Source organism: Staphylococcus sp. Y174-1, from assembly GCF_049897865.1.
In the GTDB taxonomy this organism is placed as follows: Bacteria; Bacillota; Bacilli; order Staphylococcales; family Staphylococcaceae; genus Staphylococcus; species Staphylococcus saprophyticus.
On record NZ_JAFCXB010000005.1, the window covers coordinates 43009 to 58786 of the forward strand.

16 protein-coding genes are annotated in these 15778 nt (G+C 33.3%); 11 read left to right on the plus strand and 5 right to left on the minus strand.

Annotated features, from left to right (window positions below):
- Window positions 1-26: 26 nt before the first annotated feature.
- Both guaB and guaA read left to right on the plus strand, forming a co-directional pair.
- Window positions 27-1493, plus strand: coding sequence for an IMP dehydrogenase (guaB, locus tag ACP7BT_RS12240; protein ID WP_002484264.1), 1467 nt, complete (start codon window positions 27-29; stop codon window positions 1491-1493).
- Between the two features lie 22 nt (window positions 1494-1515).
- On the plus strand, window positions 1516-3057 hold the full coding sequence (gene guaA, locus ACP7BT_RS12245) for a glutamine-hydrolyzing GMP synthase (protein ID WP_002484263.1): 1542 nt from the start codon (window positions 1516-1518) through the stop codon (window positions 3055-3057).
- A 117-nt stretch (window positions 3058-3174) separates the two neighbouring features.
- Here guaA and ACP7BT_RS12250 read toward each other — a convergent pair whose 3' ends face one another.
- Entirely contained in the window at window positions 3175-3396 is a 222-nt protein-coding gene (locus ACP7BT_RS12250; protein WP_011303922.1) for a hypothetical protein, read from the minus strand.
- Window positions 3397-3622: 226 nt separating this feature from the next.
- Between ACP7BT_RS12250 and ACP7BT_RS12255 the strand changes: the two genes are divergently transcribed.
- On the plus strand, window positions 3623-4300 hold the full coding sequence (locus ACP7BT_RS12255; protein WP_037539130.1) for a hypothetical protein: 678 nt from the start codon (window positions 3623-3625) through the stop codon (window positions 4298-4300).
- 135 nt (window positions 4301-4435) lie between these two features.
- A complete protein-coding gene (locus ACP7BT_RS12260) occupies window positions 4436-4654 on the plus strand; it encodes a hypothetical protein (RefSeq protein WP_037539129.1) in 219 nt (72 codons plus the stop codon).
- 81 nt (window positions 4655-4735) lie between these two features.
- On the opposite strand, the gene ACP7BT_RS12265 is transcribed toward ACP7BT_RS12260, so the two are convergent.
- Both ACP7BT_RS12265 and ACP7BT_RS12270 read right to left on the minus strand, forming a co-directional pair.
- The gene (locus ACP7BT_RS12265; protein WP_041079848.1) at window positions 4736-5074 is read right to left on the minus strand and encodes a hypothetical protein; all 339 of its coding nucleotides are present in this window, start codon (window positions 5072-5074) and stop codon (window positions 4736-4738) included.
- 96 nt (window positions 5075-5170) lie between these two features.
- Window positions 5171-5545, minus strand: coding sequence for a hypothetical protein (locus ACP7BT_RS12270; RefSeq protein WP_041079849.1), 375 nt, complete (start codon window positions 5543-5545; stop codon window positions 5171-5173).
- A 463-nt stretch (window positions 5546-6008) separates the two neighbouring features.
- On the opposite strand from ACP7BT_RS12270, the gene ACP7BT_RS12275 reads away from it, so the two are divergent.
- The 4 genes from ACP7BT_RS12275 (at window position 6009) to cspD (ending at window position 9768) form a co-directional block, all read left to right on the plus strand.
- Entirely contained in the window at window positions 6009-7283 is a 1275-nt protein-coding gene (locus ACP7BT_RS12275; protein ID WP_037539127.1) for a dicarboxylate/amino acid:cation symporter, read from the plus strand.
- 144 nt (window positions 7284-7427) lie between these two features.
- The gene (locus tag ACP7BT_RS12280) at window positions 7428-7943 is read left to right on the plus strand and encodes a VOC family protein (RefSeq protein WP_041079869.1); all 516 of its coding nucleotides are present in this window, start codon (window positions 7428-7430) and stop codon (window positions 7941-7943) included.
- Window positions 7944-8763: 820 nt separating this feature from the next.
- Window positions 8764-9207, plus strand: coding sequence for a VOC family protein (locus tag ACP7BT_RS12285; protein WP_041079850.1), 444 nt, complete (start codon window positions 8764-8766; stop codon window positions 9205-9207).
- 360 nt (window positions 9208-9567) lie between these two features.
- Window positions 9568-9768 carry a cold-shock protein CspD gene (cspD, locus tag ACP7BT_RS12290; RefSeq protein WP_011303913.1) on the plus strand — a complete coding sequence of 67 codons (201 nt, stop codon included), beginning with the start codon at window positions 9568-9570 and terminating at the stop codon, window positions 9766-9768.
- Between the two features lie 108 nt (window positions 9769-9876).
- Here cspD and ACP7BT_RS12295 read toward each other — a convergent pair whose 3' ends face one another.
- Entirely contained in the window at window positions 9877-11040 is a 1164-nt protein-coding gene (locus ACP7BT_RS12295; protein ID WP_041079851.1) for an MFS transporter, read from the minus strand.
- A 116-nt stretch (window positions 11041-11156) separates the two neighbouring features.
- Here ACP7BT_RS12295 and ACP7BT_RS12300 point away from each other — a divergent pair, with 116 nt between their 5' ends.
- Entirely contained in the window at window positions 11157-12047 is an 891-nt protein-coding gene (locus tag ACP7BT_RS12300; protein ID WP_041079852.1) for a LysR family transcriptional regulator, read from the plus strand.
- Between the two features lie 62 nt (window positions 12048-12109).
- Here the strand turns inward: ACP7BT_RS12300 and ACP7BT_RS12305 are convergent, their stop codons facing one another.
- The gene (locus ACP7BT_RS12305; protein WP_426303779.1) at window positions 12110-13549 is read right to left on the minus strand and encodes an MDR family MFS transporter; all 1440 of its coding nucleotides are present in this window, start codon (window positions 13547-13549) and stop codon (window positions 12110-12112) included.
- A gap of 244 nt (window positions 13550-13793) precedes the next feature.
- Between ACP7BT_RS12305 and ACP7BT_RS12310 the strand changes: the two genes are divergently transcribed.
- Window positions 13794-14306, plus strand: coding sequence for a GrpB family protein (locus tag ACP7BT_RS12310; RefSeq protein WP_041079853.1), 513 nt, complete (start codon window positions 13794-13796; stop codon window positions 14304-14306).
- 225 nt (window positions 14307-14531) lie between these two features.
- Window positions 14532-15746, plus strand: a complete 1215-nt coding sequence (locus ACP7BT_RS12315; RefSeq protein ID WP_041079854.1) for a CynX/NimT family MFS transporter — start codon at window positions 14532-14534, stop codon at window positions 15744-15746.
- Window positions 15747-15778 lie beyond the last annotated feature (32 nt).

Below are 15778 nucleotides of genomic sequence, written 5' to 3' on the forward strand. Positions count from 1 at the left end.
AACAAATATTAGGAGGCTGTAAGCGTATGTGGGAAAATAAATTTGAAAAAGAGTCTTTAACTTTTGACGATGTGTTACTGTTACCAGCAGAATCAGATGTGTTACCGAAAGAAGTGGATTTAAGTGTGCAATTATCAGAAGGTATTAAATTAAACATCCCTGTTATTTCAGCAGGTATGGACACAGTAACTGAATCAAAAATGGCAATCTCAATGGCACGACAAGGTGGACTTGGTGTTATTCATAAAAATATGAATATTGAAGATCAAGCTGATGAAGTACAAAAAGTAAAACGTTCAGAAAATGGCGTTATTTCAAATCCATTCTTTTTAACTCCAGAAGAAAGTGTTTTTGAAGCAGAAGCATTAATGGGTAAATATCGTATTTCAGGTGTGCCAATTGTGAATAATAAAGAAGACAGACAATTTGTCGGTATTATTACTAACCGTGATTTACGCTTTATTGAAGACTTCTCAATTAAAATTTCTGATGTGATGACAAAAGAGCAACTCGTTACAGCTCCAGTTGGTACGACATTAGATGAAGCAGAAAAGTTATTACAACAACATAAAATAGAAAAACTTCCATTAGTTAAAGAAGGCCGTTTAGAAGGTCTGATTACAATTAAAGATATTGAAAAAGTACTAGAATTCCCTAATTCTGCAAAAGATGAACACGGCCGCTTATTAGTTGGTGCTGCTATCGGTATTGCTAAAGATACAGACATCCGTGCTCAAAAATTAGTAGAAGCTGGTGTAGATGCATTAGTTATTGATACAGCTCATGGTCACTCTAAAGGTGTATTAGAGCAAGTTAAACATATTAAAGAAACATTCCCACAAGTTACATTAATCGCAGGTAACGTAGCTACAGCCGAAGGTACAAAAGCGTTATATGAAGCGGGTGCTGATGTAGTGAAAGTTGGTATTGGTCCTGGTTCTATTTGTACAACACGTGTCGTTGCTGGTGTTGGTGTACCGCAAATTACAGCAGTTTATGACTGTGCAACAGAAGCGCGCAAACATGGTAAAGCAATTATTGCTGATGGCGGGATTAAATTCTCTGGAGACATCATCAAAGCATTAGCGGCTGGTGGCCATGCAGTTATGTTAGGTAGTCTACTTGCTGGTACTGAAGAAAGCCCAGGAGCTACAGAAGTATTCCAAGGCAGACAGTACAAAGTATATAGAGGTATGGGCTCATTAGGCGCAATGGAAAGCGGCTCAAACGACCGTTATTTCCAAGAAGATAAAGCACCTAAAAAATTCGTGCCAGAAGGTATCGAAGGTCGTATTGCATATAAAGGTTCATTACAAGATACAATTTATCAACTTATGGGCGGCGTAAGATCTGGTATGGGTTATACAGGTTCTAGAAACTTAGAAGCATTAAGAGAAGAAGCACAATTTACGCGCATGGGACCTGCTGGACTAGCAGAAAGTCATCCACATGACGTTCAAATTACAAAAGAATCACCAAATTATTCATTCTAAGTTAAAAGGAGATAAAAAAGATATGGAAATGGCGAAAGAGCAAGAGCTCATACTTGTTTTAGACTTTGGTAGCCAATACAACCAATTAATTACACGACGCATTCGTGAAATGGGTGTATATAGTGAATTACATGACCACGAGATTAGCATGGAAGAAATTAAACGTTTAAATCCTAAAGGGATTATCCTTTCTGGTGGTCCTAACTCAGTTTATGAAGAAGATTCATTCACAATTGACCCAGAAATTTATAACTTGGGAGTACCTATTTTAGGTATTTGTTATGGTATGCAACTAACTACAAAACTTTTAGGTGGAAAAGTAGAGCGTGCCAATGAACGTGAATATGGTAAAGCCATTATTAATGCGAAGACTGATGAGTTATTCTTTGGTTTACCAGAAGAACAAAATGTTTGGATGAGCCACTCAGATAAAGTGATCGAAATTCCAGAAGGTTTCGAAGTGATTGCTGATAGCCCAAGTACCAACTATGCAGCAATTGAAGATAAATCTCGTCGCATCTATGGTGTGCAATTCCACCCAGAAGTACGTCACACAGAATACGGAAACGATTTACTTCGTAACTTTGTACGTCGTGTATGTGACTGTACAGGTGAATGGTCAATGGAAAACTTCATTGAGATTGAAATTGAAAAAATTCGTAATCAAGTTGGCGACCGTAAAGTCCTATGTGCGATGAGTGGTGGCGTTGACTCATCTGTAGTAGCTGTATTGTTACACAAAGCGATTGGCGACCAACTGACGTGTATCTTTGTAGACCATGGTTTATTACGTAAAGGCGAAGGCGACATGGTTATGGAACAATTTGGTGAAGGTTTCAACATGAATATTATTCGTGTCGATGCACAAGAACGATTCATGAGCAAATTACAAGGTGTTTCTGATCCAGAACAAAAACGTAAAATCATCGGTAATGAATTCATCTATGTATTTGATGATGAAGCATCTAAATTAAAAGGTGTGGATTTCTTAGCACAAGGTACATTATATACAGACGTTATCGAATCTGGTACGAAGACAGCACAAACAATCAAATCACACCACAATGTGGGTGGTTTACCAGAAGACATGGAGTTCCAATTAATCGAACCCATCAATACACTGTTTAAAGATGAAGTGCGTGAATTAGGTATCGAGTTAGGTATTCCTGAACATTTAGTATGGAGACAGCCGTTCCCAGGTCCTGGATTAGGTATCCGTGTACTTGGTGAAATCACAGAAGACAAACTTGAAATTGTACGTGAATCAGACGCCATTTTAAGACAGGTCATCCGTGAGGAAGGTCTTGAACGTGAGATTTGGCAGTATTTCACAGTGTTACCTGGCATCCAATCTGTAGGTGTTATGGGAGACTACCGTACATACGATCACACGGTAGGCATCCGTGCTGTTACATCCATTGATGGTATGACAAGTGACTTTGCACGTATCGACTGGGAAGTCTTACAGAAGATTTCTAGTCGTATTGTAAATGAAGTGGACCACGTTAACCGCGTTGTCTATGACATTACATCTAAGCCACCAAGCACAATTGAGTGGGAATAATCGTATAGAATGAAGTAACCCCTTAGGCATAGGCTTAAGGGGTCGTTTTTGTGGATTTGAAATTATAAAAACCAAATTAAAATTTTCTGACCACGTATATATTACAAAAGTCGCTATCTAGCTAAAATATCCTATGTAAATAAGTAGTGACACAAATGATATGCCAGCTAATACAAAGAAGAATGCTTCGACGTAGATGCGTAGTTTAGACATCGGTTCTACATTATAATGTTTTCTTTTATGATTATGGTGTTTAAGTGTTAATTTCATACCGATATAAGTATAAAGAATAACAAAAATAATTCCCAAGACAATCGCAATTGGTATTGGTAAATGCATGAATAGTCACCTTTTTTTCTAAGCGTAGTATAAAGATAATATGTTGTTAACAATACAATGAACATCTGTTTAAAAAGTGATTAAGTAAAATTGTTGAAAAATAACCATTAAAATAGCCGTTTTCAAAAAACTATTATGGATAGTTTTAATGTTGAGTACAATGTAAACGGATTAGAAATATGTTATTGTAAACTTAATAATTTGATAAGAGGGGTTGGCTGCTGTTATGAAAAAGACTATTATTGCTACATTTGCCGTGAGTCTATCAGTTCTATTAGCAAGTTGTAATAACGAAGCTTCAGAAAATAACGAACCTAAAGAAAAAAGTGAAAATACAGATAACACGAGCAACTCAGATAAAGACAAATCGGAAAAGAACAAAGACAACAGCAAACAAAATGAACAAAAAACAGAGCAACAAAATACCAATACAAACAATGATGGACGTAATCAGTCTGCTCAAGACAAGAATGAAACAACTGATGAAGACGAAGGTGCTTTAAATCAATACAATAATGAAGAAATTGAGTATGCTCGCGTGTGGAATCAACTAGGACCACTGAAAAATAATATGGATGGTATGGATTCATTAAATGTAGAAAAATTGCCAAAAGGTTCTAAAGTAAATCCACAAGCTGAGGACAGTGCTGTCTTTAAAGAAGACGTTGTAAAATTAAAAGCTCCTATGGGTGTAGGTGGTTCAGTGACATATAGTAGCAATGGTGATGGGTCAATCAATGTATATAAAAATGTTCCATATGATTGGCGTGATTCAAGGACTGATGCAAATATGAAAGAAGCAACAACAAAAGCGATTGAAGAGAATGTTGAAACGGTCACGATTAATCAAGGGGATGACCAGACAATCGCAGATTTAGCTGGAAAAATTAAGTACAGCAATTAATTTAAAATCGCTTTAGATGGGGTATACAGTTTTGTTTGGAAAAGTATAAATTTTAATGAGGTATGGCAAGAAAGCTTAACCATTAAGGTTATTAATTCAACGCGAGTGATTAATTAATAGTAAGTGGGTGTTTATATGAGTATATTAAAAATGATATTATACGTGGCATTGCTCGTTTCATTTTGTATTTTAATGTTCCAATCCATCTATTTTGTACTTGTATTTTGGAAATTGAAAAATAAGAAAATTAGCGAATATGATTATGAGCAATATAAACAAAAATATGAAAAACCAATGTTTATCAACTTAGGAGTTTTAATGGCTGTAACAGCGTTATTTAACTTATTAGAATGATGTACTTGGTGATTTCATTGAATGAGTAAAAAGCGTCTTTTCGAAATTAAAAAGCGCTTTTTGATTCATAGATTACAAGTGTTAATCAGTAGTCTTGTATTTTTTCTTAACAAACAAATAGTTCAAAACCCCAAGTATAATCAAGGCAATTAAGACCGTGATTAGGGGGTACTTAGATATTAAATCAAAGTTTGTGTTTGACGGCCCTAAATACCTTGTGAGAATTGAAATGACTAAAAAATAAATGAACCAAGTGCAAGTTCTAGACAATGTTTCTAAAATGATTAAACGCTGTTTTTCACTGTAACGTGTCTTATCACGTTTATTACCAGTTGCTGCATCCGGTAAATAGTTAATGATAATCATTGACCAAATCATTGAAAATACAAAAATTGTGACGAAGAATAATGCTGTTTTCAATATAAATACTCCTAAATATTTTATAAATGAAATTTAACGTATTTATATATAAAGTGTCAAACTGTGCAAAGGCATCATAATGAAGTGCGTCAAGAATCATTCAAGATCTATTTGTTTATTCACTTGATTAAAGATAGCAGATTTTATATCATCTGCAATTGGTTTGAGTTCTGGTAAATAATTATTAGCAAAGCCAATGATAATTTTATGTTTGATATGAAGTGATAAGTCTCGTGGCATCTTGTCTTCTATTAAAACTAGTAAATTCTTATATGAGATAGCTTCTCCTTTATGCCTGCTCACATATTGTATGAATGCTAGAAATAGTTTGTCAAAGTATTCATGTTCGATATCTAGATCTAAAAATATGAGATTAATAGATTTAGTTTCAAACTGATTATCTCCCATTTCTGCTGCAAGTTCACTAATAGCTTGATAGAGTAATGTAAAACTTTCTTTGTTTTCTATCAAGATACCCCTCCTTAAATATTTATACACTATATTTTAAAAATAACATATATTCAAAAGTAATTTAAATAACATCAAACCAACCATGTATATCATGAAATGAGGTAGCATGATTTTACAAAATCACGTTTATATTTATTCAATATTAGGCATTTAAATAAACAAATAAGCCTGAATTTTGATGATTATTTTATTACTGTTCACAAATTTGTTCACAATTAAAAAATGACCTTTAAAATACTTATATATGCGCAAATAACCTTTGGTGACAGGGTTTATCAGTTTATAATCCCTTTCAAAATAATTTATAAATTCTTAATTGAATGTCTGCATAAAATTAAAAATCATAAATAATTTTAAAAGCATGTAAATTTAATATATGAGTGGAATTTTGTTTATGATAAAATATATTTTGTAGAAAACTAGCATTTGGACAATGTTAGGTTGAAAAAGGGGATGAACAAGAGTGAAAGTTATCAAAAAAATAAACTTACCGACACAAATTATCATAGCATTAGTGCTAGGGATAATTTTAGGAAGTATATTACATGGAAATAAAGATGTAATTAATTATATACAACCTTTTGGCGATGTATTTATAAATTTAATTAAAATGTTAGTCGTACCTATCGTATTCTGTTCTTTAGCGTTATCGATCTCAAATGTAGGGGATACAAAAACGATTGGACGTTACGGTGGTAAGACATTATTATACTTTGTTATTATGACAAGTTTCGCGATATTTATGGGCTTGATTTTTGGTAATTTATTCAAACCAGGTGTTGGACTAAATCCTGATTTGCTTCCAAAAGGTGATATTTCTAAATATGAATCAACTGCAAAAGCTGCAGAACAATCTACATATGGCAATCACTTGATCGATACAATTGTAAATATTATACCAACGAATATCTTCGAGGCATTTGCTTCTGGAGAATTATTACCAGTTATATTCTTCTCAGTATTTTTTGGTTTAGCATTAGCGGCAATTGGACAAAAAGCACAACCGGTTAAAGACTTTTTAGGCGGTGCACTAGAAGCAGTATTCTGGATGATTGGAAAAGTATTATTATTAGCACCAATTGCAGTATTTGCATTTATTACTACAACGATTATTACTTTCGGATTATCTGCATTAATTCCATTGTTCAAATTGTGTTTAACTGTGGTAATTGCAATGCTATTCTTTATTTTCATTGTATTAGGCATTGTTTCAAGAGTTTGTGGTGTAAGAATTACACAAGTTATCAAACTATTAAAGAACGATTTAATGTTGGCATTCTCGACTGCAAGTTCAGAAGCAGTATTACCTACAGTAATGAAAAAAATGGAGCGTTTTGGTGTGCCGAGAGATATTGCATCTTTCGTACTACCAACCGGCTATTCATTTAACCTTGATGGTGCGGCCATGTACCAATCTATTGCGGCGCTATTTGTTGCTCAATTATATGGTGTTGATTTAAGTATTGGTGAACAGATCTTATTAATGATTACATTAATGTTAACGTCTAAAGGTATGGCGGGTGTACCAGGAGCCTCAATCGTAGTATTACTAACTACATTAGGATCTGTAGGATTAAATCCACAAGGTTTAGCATTGATTATCGGTGTAGATAGAATACTTGAAATGCTTAGAACATGTGTAAACGTATTAGGAAACTCAGTAGCTACAATCTTTATCGCTAAAACAGAAGGTGTTTATGATAAAAAACAAGGCGAAGAGTATCTGAAAACAATTTAACAAAATAATAAATCTACAAGCACGCCTTATAAATAAAAATAAGGTGTGCTTTTTTCTGTAAAAAATGGATGATATACTGCAATTATTAAACTCATTTTAAATAGGGTATACAATTAAAACGTTTATAAATTGGAGGAAGATAAAATAAGTAATATAAGAGGTATTAACCATATTGGCATGACAGTGCCTAATATTGAAGTAGCATTTAAATTTTTGAAAGATGCCTTTGATGCGAAATATGCATATGATGGCTTAACTTACGATGATGAACCTAGAAAAGGTCCAGAAGTAGAGCGCATGTTAGGCCTATCTAAGGGGTCTGCTATTGTTAAACAACGTATGATTGTGATTGGCAATGGTCCGAATATTGAGATGTTTGAGATAGAAAGTGACGATAAAAGGGAACCACTTGAGTTGGAAGATAATGGGTATCATCATATTTCGTTATTTGTCGACGATATGGATCGTGCAATTCAACAAGCTGTTGATGCAGGAGCGAGCCCTTTATCTGAGAAACATGATAACTCTAGATATGAAGACAGTGAAGGTAGCAGTAGTGTATATTTAAAATCGCCATGGCATAGTCTGATAGAGTTACAATCAATTCCAAATGGTTATTATTATCCTGAGGATAGTGAAAGTAATGTATTTATTCCATAATTTCGAGTTGTTGTATGTACTTAAGCACTGAATTTTATACTTTTAATTAAAAAAGGTATGAACCAAAAGTAAATAAAAACCAGTAGACATCGTCACATTTAGAAAAAACATGAAACGAAACTGTTCCCCTGTCATTGGTTCAGTGCGATGTTTTTCAGCTTTTTTATTAACCTTCTGTCGTGTAGAAATGGTGTTGTTCCAAGAACTGATACTGACGAAAAGTATACCTAAAAGGATTTTTAATAGTAAGTTGATTTTCGACACACCTTCCAGCATTTAATAACTTAAATAATATATGTTATTAAAAGTTATATTATGTTACTTTGTAAATAAGATAACATGCTGTTTTAAAATTGAAAAATGTTAAAATGAATGTCCTTGTACTGTAATAAGTGCGAGGATATTTTTAAATTAAGAAAACTAAAAGTATTAAATTAAGCACATAATTAAAATGATTTGGTATTGAGAAACATAATGTAACAACAATGAAAATGGAGTGGACTGAAATAATTATAGGGAGAGCAAATTAGTGAAACAAAAACTTAAGCATAACTTAAATAAATATGTAGAAAACGGTAAGTTAGAACAAGGCTAGTATAAAGTAAGTGATAAAATTAGAGACAAAAAAGGAAAAGATTATTCTAAGTATGTTAGCAAGATCATGAATTTTATAAGAAAAAAGTGTGATGATATAGGTTCTGGTTGTATCATTACAAATTAAACGAAAATAAATTGTGTAATTCGGAGTTAAAATACCACTATTTTATAGCTTATGTAATAATATGCAAAGCAAGTATAAATTAAACAATGGGGTGTCAGGATGACAACAATTTTTCCTTATTTGAATTTTGAAAATACAAAAGAAGCATTAGCATATTATGAAGAAGTATTTGGTGCTACAAATATTACAAGATTACCAGTTGGTAAAGATCAAGCAGCTCATTTTAATATGAGTGAAGCAGAAGCAGCTAATGCGACAATGCATGCGCGATTTGATATTGCTGGTACTACAGTGCTTGCATCTGATTCATTTGGTAGAGCAGAAAGAATTAACAATGGTATTTCATTATTAATAGACTATGATATTAATAATGAAGATGACACAAGAGAAGTTGAAGCGTTATATCGTCGTGTTAAAGAAGCGGTAGATGTTGAAATGCCTTTAGAAGAACAATTCTGGGGTGGTAAAATGGGCGCATTTACGGATAAGTACAATGTACGTTGGATGTTACACGGTCAGGATTATACAAAAATCAACAAATAGCGCTCAGGCGGTTACGGATTAAACTTAAGAAAGTGTGGACTTATAGATTAAGTTGCCTTTCTTTTTATATTGTGAACTCATAAATCATAAAAATTGTCTTGATCTTTAAATTAACTGAGAACAATGCATGAATCGTGTGAAAATTAAGTCGGTCAATACAATATAATGACGAGAATGATTAAATAATAAAAGTTATTTTCAATTAGGGGTGTACAAACGCAGAAGTAAACGCTATAATAGGTATTAAGTAATTTAGTTCGTGAAATTGATTTGTAGTTTTATTCTTTTGAATTTACTCCTTTTGATTTTTTAAGACAGATTACAAATATTCGTGCAAAAGCACATATGGAGGAATTTAATATGAATAACGGTACAGTTAAATGGTTTAATGCAGAAAAAGGTTTTGGTTTCATCGAAGTTGAAGGTGGAAACGACGTATTCGTACACTTCTCAGCAATCGCTCAAGAAGGCTACAAATCATTAGAAGAAGGACAAGCTGTTGAATTCGAAATCGTTGAAGGCGACCGCGGTCCTCAAGCAGCTAACGTTGTTAAACTATAATAACGGCTAAAAGACGAGTATAACTCGTCTTTTTTTTATGCCCAAAATACAAATATTGAATAATTAACCCCTTCATGTAGTGAAAACATATGAAGGGGTTTTTGCTTTTTATGAAGTTATTTCAAACTGCTTAAGCTCCCTGTTTCTTAAGTAGATAAATAAAATATTTATCATACAGGCCAGTATGCCAATAAAGATAACAAAATTCGATCCTAAACTTGCAATAAATATGCCGCCAAAAAATGTACCTATGGTTGTACCAGAATTCACAGCAGATAGAAAAATACCATTTGATAAATCAGGTGCATCGGGCGCAACTGAGATAATGACATATTGTGTAATATTTGCTGAAATACCTGCGAGTATACCCCAAAGTACTGAAATCATCATCATTGGAATTAAAAATGAGCCAATACCAAACATGGCCACATAAATAATTATCAATGAAAAAGGTAAAAGAAAAATTGCTTTTTTGTGAATCGTTGTTAATAGCTTACCTGCAATGACATTGCCTAAAATATTAGAGGCACCATATAAAAAGAGAATAATAGATACTGCATGACTTGGCGCGTTAGTTACAATATTTAAAAAATCGGTCAAATAACTATAGACACCAAAAACTGCAGCATTAAACAATATAGATACAATAATGGATAGCCAAGTTAAAGGGCGTTTAAGTACACGTAACTGTGTTCCATATGTTACTGCTTTTTTAGCGGGCATTTTAGGTATAAAGATTATAGTGAGAATCAATACAATCATATTAATTAATGCGAAAAATGCTAACGCAGCATATAAATTGAATTGATTTGCCAAGAAATTAACGATAGGCACACCCACGACCATGCCAGCAGAGACACCAATAAATACTCTAGCTACTGCTTTTGGAGCATCTTTTGAATTAACGGAATCAGAAGAAACAGAAAATGCTAACGCAATGTATACAGGATGAAATATGGCCGGGATGATTCTTGCAATGAGTAATATGCTGAAGCTTGTTGTGAATAATGAGACAATGTTACTGATAATAAAGATAACAAGTACAGCAATCATTACTTTTTTACGTTCTATTTTTGAAAGTAATAAAGGCGTAATAGGTCCAGATATCGCAATGCCTATAGCAAAAACGGAAACTAACCAACCAGCAGTAGATGTACTTACATTAAAATGTTCAGCAATCTGAGGGATTAATCCAATAAACCCCATTTCAGTATTTAATATACCGAAGACGCCAATAGTTAAGATGAATATGATTAATTTATTTCTTTTCATCATTTGTCCCTCCCAAACTTTAATAATTTTAGTTTAGGCGGTAGAATGAGATATGACAAATACTTATTTTAAAGTTTTAGTTATGCTTATTTTGAATAACTCAAAGGAGATGCCTTATGGAACTAAAGACACTTCAATATTTTGTGAGAATAGCGAGGGAAGAAAGTATTACGCGTGCTGCGAATGCGTTACATATCACGCAACCAACATTATCTAGACAAATAAAAGAATTAGAGAAAGAGCTAAATGTGAAACTTTTTAAAAGAAGTAATCATAATATTCAACTAACGGATGAAGGACAACTATTAAAAAATAGAGCTGAAGAATTACTTGAAATGTCTAATAAAATACAAGAAGAATTCAAAGTAATTGATAGGAGTATTAAAGGTAGTGTGTATATAGGATGTGGTGAAACAAAAGGTATGGAAGTTATCGCAAATATTTTTAAGGATATTCACAATGAACACCCTAATATTCAATTTCATATTTATAGTGGTAATGCGGACGATATCGCAAATAGGCTTGATAAGGGATTATTAGATTTTGGAATTCTGATTCAACCAGTAAGTTTAAATAAATATAAGACATTGTATTTACCTACTTCAGATCATTGGGGTGTTGTGGTTAAAAAAGGTGATCCATTGTCACAAAATAAATATATTACTAATAAGTATCTAGTAGATAAACCATTAATATGTTCAAGACAAGTATTAGATACAACATTGGATAAAAATGATTTTGCAGAATGGTTTGGTACACAATTTGACGATTTAAATATCGTTAGTACTTTTAATTTGGCTTACAATGCTGGGTGGATGGTAAAGGCTGGATTGGGTTATGCGATTACATTGGACAGTATTATTGATACGTCTACAGAAAGTGAACTTACTTTCATTCCATTGAAACCAAAATTAGTTTCGAAACATAATTTAGTATGGCGTAAGGATCATACATTTTCAAAAGCGGCACAATTATTTTTAGACAAAGCCAAAGCAACATGTCAGTAAATACATCATAGACCAAATCAAATGAATCCCCTCACATTACTGATGTGAGGGGATTTTTTATATTAAATTTCACGGCTATTGATTGTTTCTTTTTTAGTGCGAATCATTAAGGTTAAGACGAAACCGATGATCATTAAAATTGCCGTGAAGGCAAATGCAGCATTGATACCAAGCACTGTAGCATGTTGCATGATTTCTGTTTTACTTTGCGAACCACTAACATGTTCAGTGTAATTAGATCTAACAATCGTTAATATTGTAATCATAACTGCTGTACCAATAGCGCCTGCAATGATTCTTAAAGAATTAATAATGGCAGTGCCGTGGGAAATATTTTTTGCTTCTAATGCGTTAATACCAATCGTATTTAACGGCATAATAATGAGTGCTACTGCAAACATTCTGATAGCGTAAATAATGACAACATACCAATAAGGTGTGTCTGTAGTTAAGAAACAATGTAAAATTGTCATAATAATTAATATGATGAATCCAGGTACGGCTAATATTTTCAAACCATATTTATCATAAATTTTGCCGGTATAAACGGACATAAATGCATTGACAATGGCTCCGGGCAAGATGACGAGTCCGGATAAGATAGCCGACAATCCTAGACCAGTTTGAATATACATGGGTATTAATAAAGCCGGACCTACGATACCGATAAATAGTACCATAGATGCGAATGCAGATAGTGAAAAGGTTCTATTTGCAAATACACGCATATTTAATAATGGGTTATCGATTCTAATTTGTCTCATGACAAAGATACCTACGATGATAATACCAAGTATTAATGAAATGATAACAATGGGTGAAGAGAAACCAAGATTACCGGCACTACTAAAGCCGTAAAGCATTAATCCAAAACCAAATGTTGAATATATTACAGACATTTTATCTAGTTCTGTACGTTTTGTTTCGTTATTACTTTCGACAAATATAATACCAATAATAAAGGCAATGATAGCAATTGCTGCAACTACGATAAAAGGAGCTCTCCAACTAAAGTTGTCTATGAGAAATCCAGTTAATGTAGGGCCAATTGCAGGTGCTGATTGCGCAACAATTCCTGTAAGCCCCATGGCAAATCCTCGTTTTTCAGAAGGAAAGAGGGTGAAGACAGTGAATTGCATTAATGGTAGTAAAATACCTGCACCAATAGCCTGAATCACTCGAGCAAACATAAGTAAACCAAATGATGGTGAAAAAGCAGCTATAATGGAACCGATTAAGAATGCACTCATTGAAAAAATATAAAGTGATCTTGTATGAAACCGATCCATAAGGAATGCAGTCATAGGAATCATAATTCCGTTAACAAGCATGAATCCTGTAATGAGCCATTGAGCAGTTGTTTCAGTGATTTCAAGACCTGAAATAATGGCAGGAAGTGCAGTGTTGAGCAATGTTTGGTTGAGCATCGCGACAAAAGCACTGCTGAGCATAACTAAAATAATAGTGTTTCGTTTCTTATTTGATATTGTAATTTCCGACATTACGATTACCTCTCCTTTTATAACATCCCAACGATAAATTTTATGCCTTTTAAGTTAGCAAAGCAAACCATTAAGGTTAAAAATCTAATATTTTTTACAATTATTTTTTAAAAAATAAGGATGGTATCAAGTTGTTCGGAATATATTTAAAAGGATATAAAATATAACGGATTGGTAAGCGAAGCATGATAGGGCAATGGTTGTTGATGTATACTATAAAAAAATAGGGAGGAAGTGTGCAATTATGAAAATAGAGGTTCAATCACATCAAAAGCAATGGGTAATGCAATTTGAAAATGAAAAGCAAAAAATCCTTTCGGTATGGGGTGATGAAATTATTGAAATATATCATATTGGTAGTACGTCAGTTCCTGGCTTAAAGGCAAAGCCTATTATAGATATAATGCCTGTTGTACAAGATATAAATAAAATAGATCATTTTAATGAAGCAATGGCAGATATAGGTTATAAAGCATTAGGAGAAAATGGAATAACAGGGAGACGCTTTTTTAAAAAAGGAGAAAATCCTCGAACGCATCATGTGCATGCATTTCAACAAGAAAATCGTTACGAAATTAATCGTCATTTGGTAGTTAGAGACTATTTAAGAACAAATGTGGCAGTGGCACGTGCATATGGAGAATTAAAAGTAGCGTTAGCACAACAGTTTCCATATGATATAGAAGGATATTGTGACGGAAAAGATGCATTTGTAAAACGGATGGAAAGCCAAGCACTTGAATGGTATCTTAAATAAAAGTGTCTGTGATTCAAATTAATAGTAGTAAGTGTGTGTATAAAGCACATGAACCCTCTTAAGTGTTATCTGGACTAATGCGAGTGGTTAGAAATCTGTTCAGAGAATAGAATGATTGTCATTTTAATAAGTCGTATGCGATTAACGACGTCAAAAATTTGTTGTATACTTACATCAGTATATAAGTATCAGTTTATTAAATGAAAATGAGAAAGTTGGTGGAGAATGGCTGAATTAACTCAGAACCATAAAGTTCAAAAAAATTGGATTGTCGTTATAGCAATCATTCTTATTGCATCAACTTTAAGAGCGCCATTAACTTCTGTAGGGCCTGTGATTCATGAAATTAAAGAAGCGATGTCAATCAACGATAGTGTCGCAGGTTTTCTAACAACGATTCCTCTCATTATATTTGCAATTGTTTCACCCTTAGTATCTAAAGTTACAACACGTTTGACCATGTCTTATACATTACTTTACTCGACGTTATTGTTAATTGTAGCTTTAATACTACGTATAATGGGTGACTTTAATGTCTTTATTATCGGTACTATTTTATTAGGGATTGCCATTGCATTTGGAAATGTTGTCCTACCGAGTTATGTAAAGTGGTACTTCCCAATGCAGATAGGACTTATGACTGGCATTTATAGTGGAACGATGAATTTTACTGCAGGATTGGGCGGAGGGTTGAGTCATCCTTTATCTGAAATGACGATATTAGGGTTCAGATTGTCGTTAGTGTTTTGGGTCATATTAGGACTGGCTGCCATAACAATTTGGCTATTAACCGTGCGCAGTGGATCGAATCTCGAAACAAGAACAATTGAAAATGCTGAATTAAACAAAAATAAAAAATTAAATATGATAAAATCCAAAATCGCATGGATGGTTGCTTTAACGATGGGATTTCAGTCAATGATTTTTTATACGATAGTCGCATGGGTGCCCTCTATTTTGATGGACAGAGGTATAGATCCTAATACTGCAGGTTATTTATTGATGTTGAATCAATTTGCACAAGTACCAATGACATTTATATTTCCAGTAATAGCTGCGAAATTAAAAAATCAACGTATTTTAGTGATTATTGTCACATTGCTTTTTTTAATAGGATTTGGATTATTTTTTGCACAATCCTTACCAGTACTTATTATGGGTATGGTTATTGTAGGTTTAGCAATGGGGGCATGTTTTAGCTTATGTATGACTTTCTTTTCAATACGTGCTCGTACTAGCAATGGTAGTATTTCGTTGTCTGGCTTTGGACAGTCTGTTGGTTATTTCATAGCTGCATTTGGTCCATTTTTGATTGGATTGCTTCATGACCTTACAAACAGCTGGGACATTGTCATTATTGCATTTATTATGATGTCTATTTTAGTTTTCATTTTTGGGTTCGCAGCCGCTAAAAATAGAGTCGTGGAAGAAGAAACTTAATACTTTTAAAAAGATATGAATCGAACACAGTG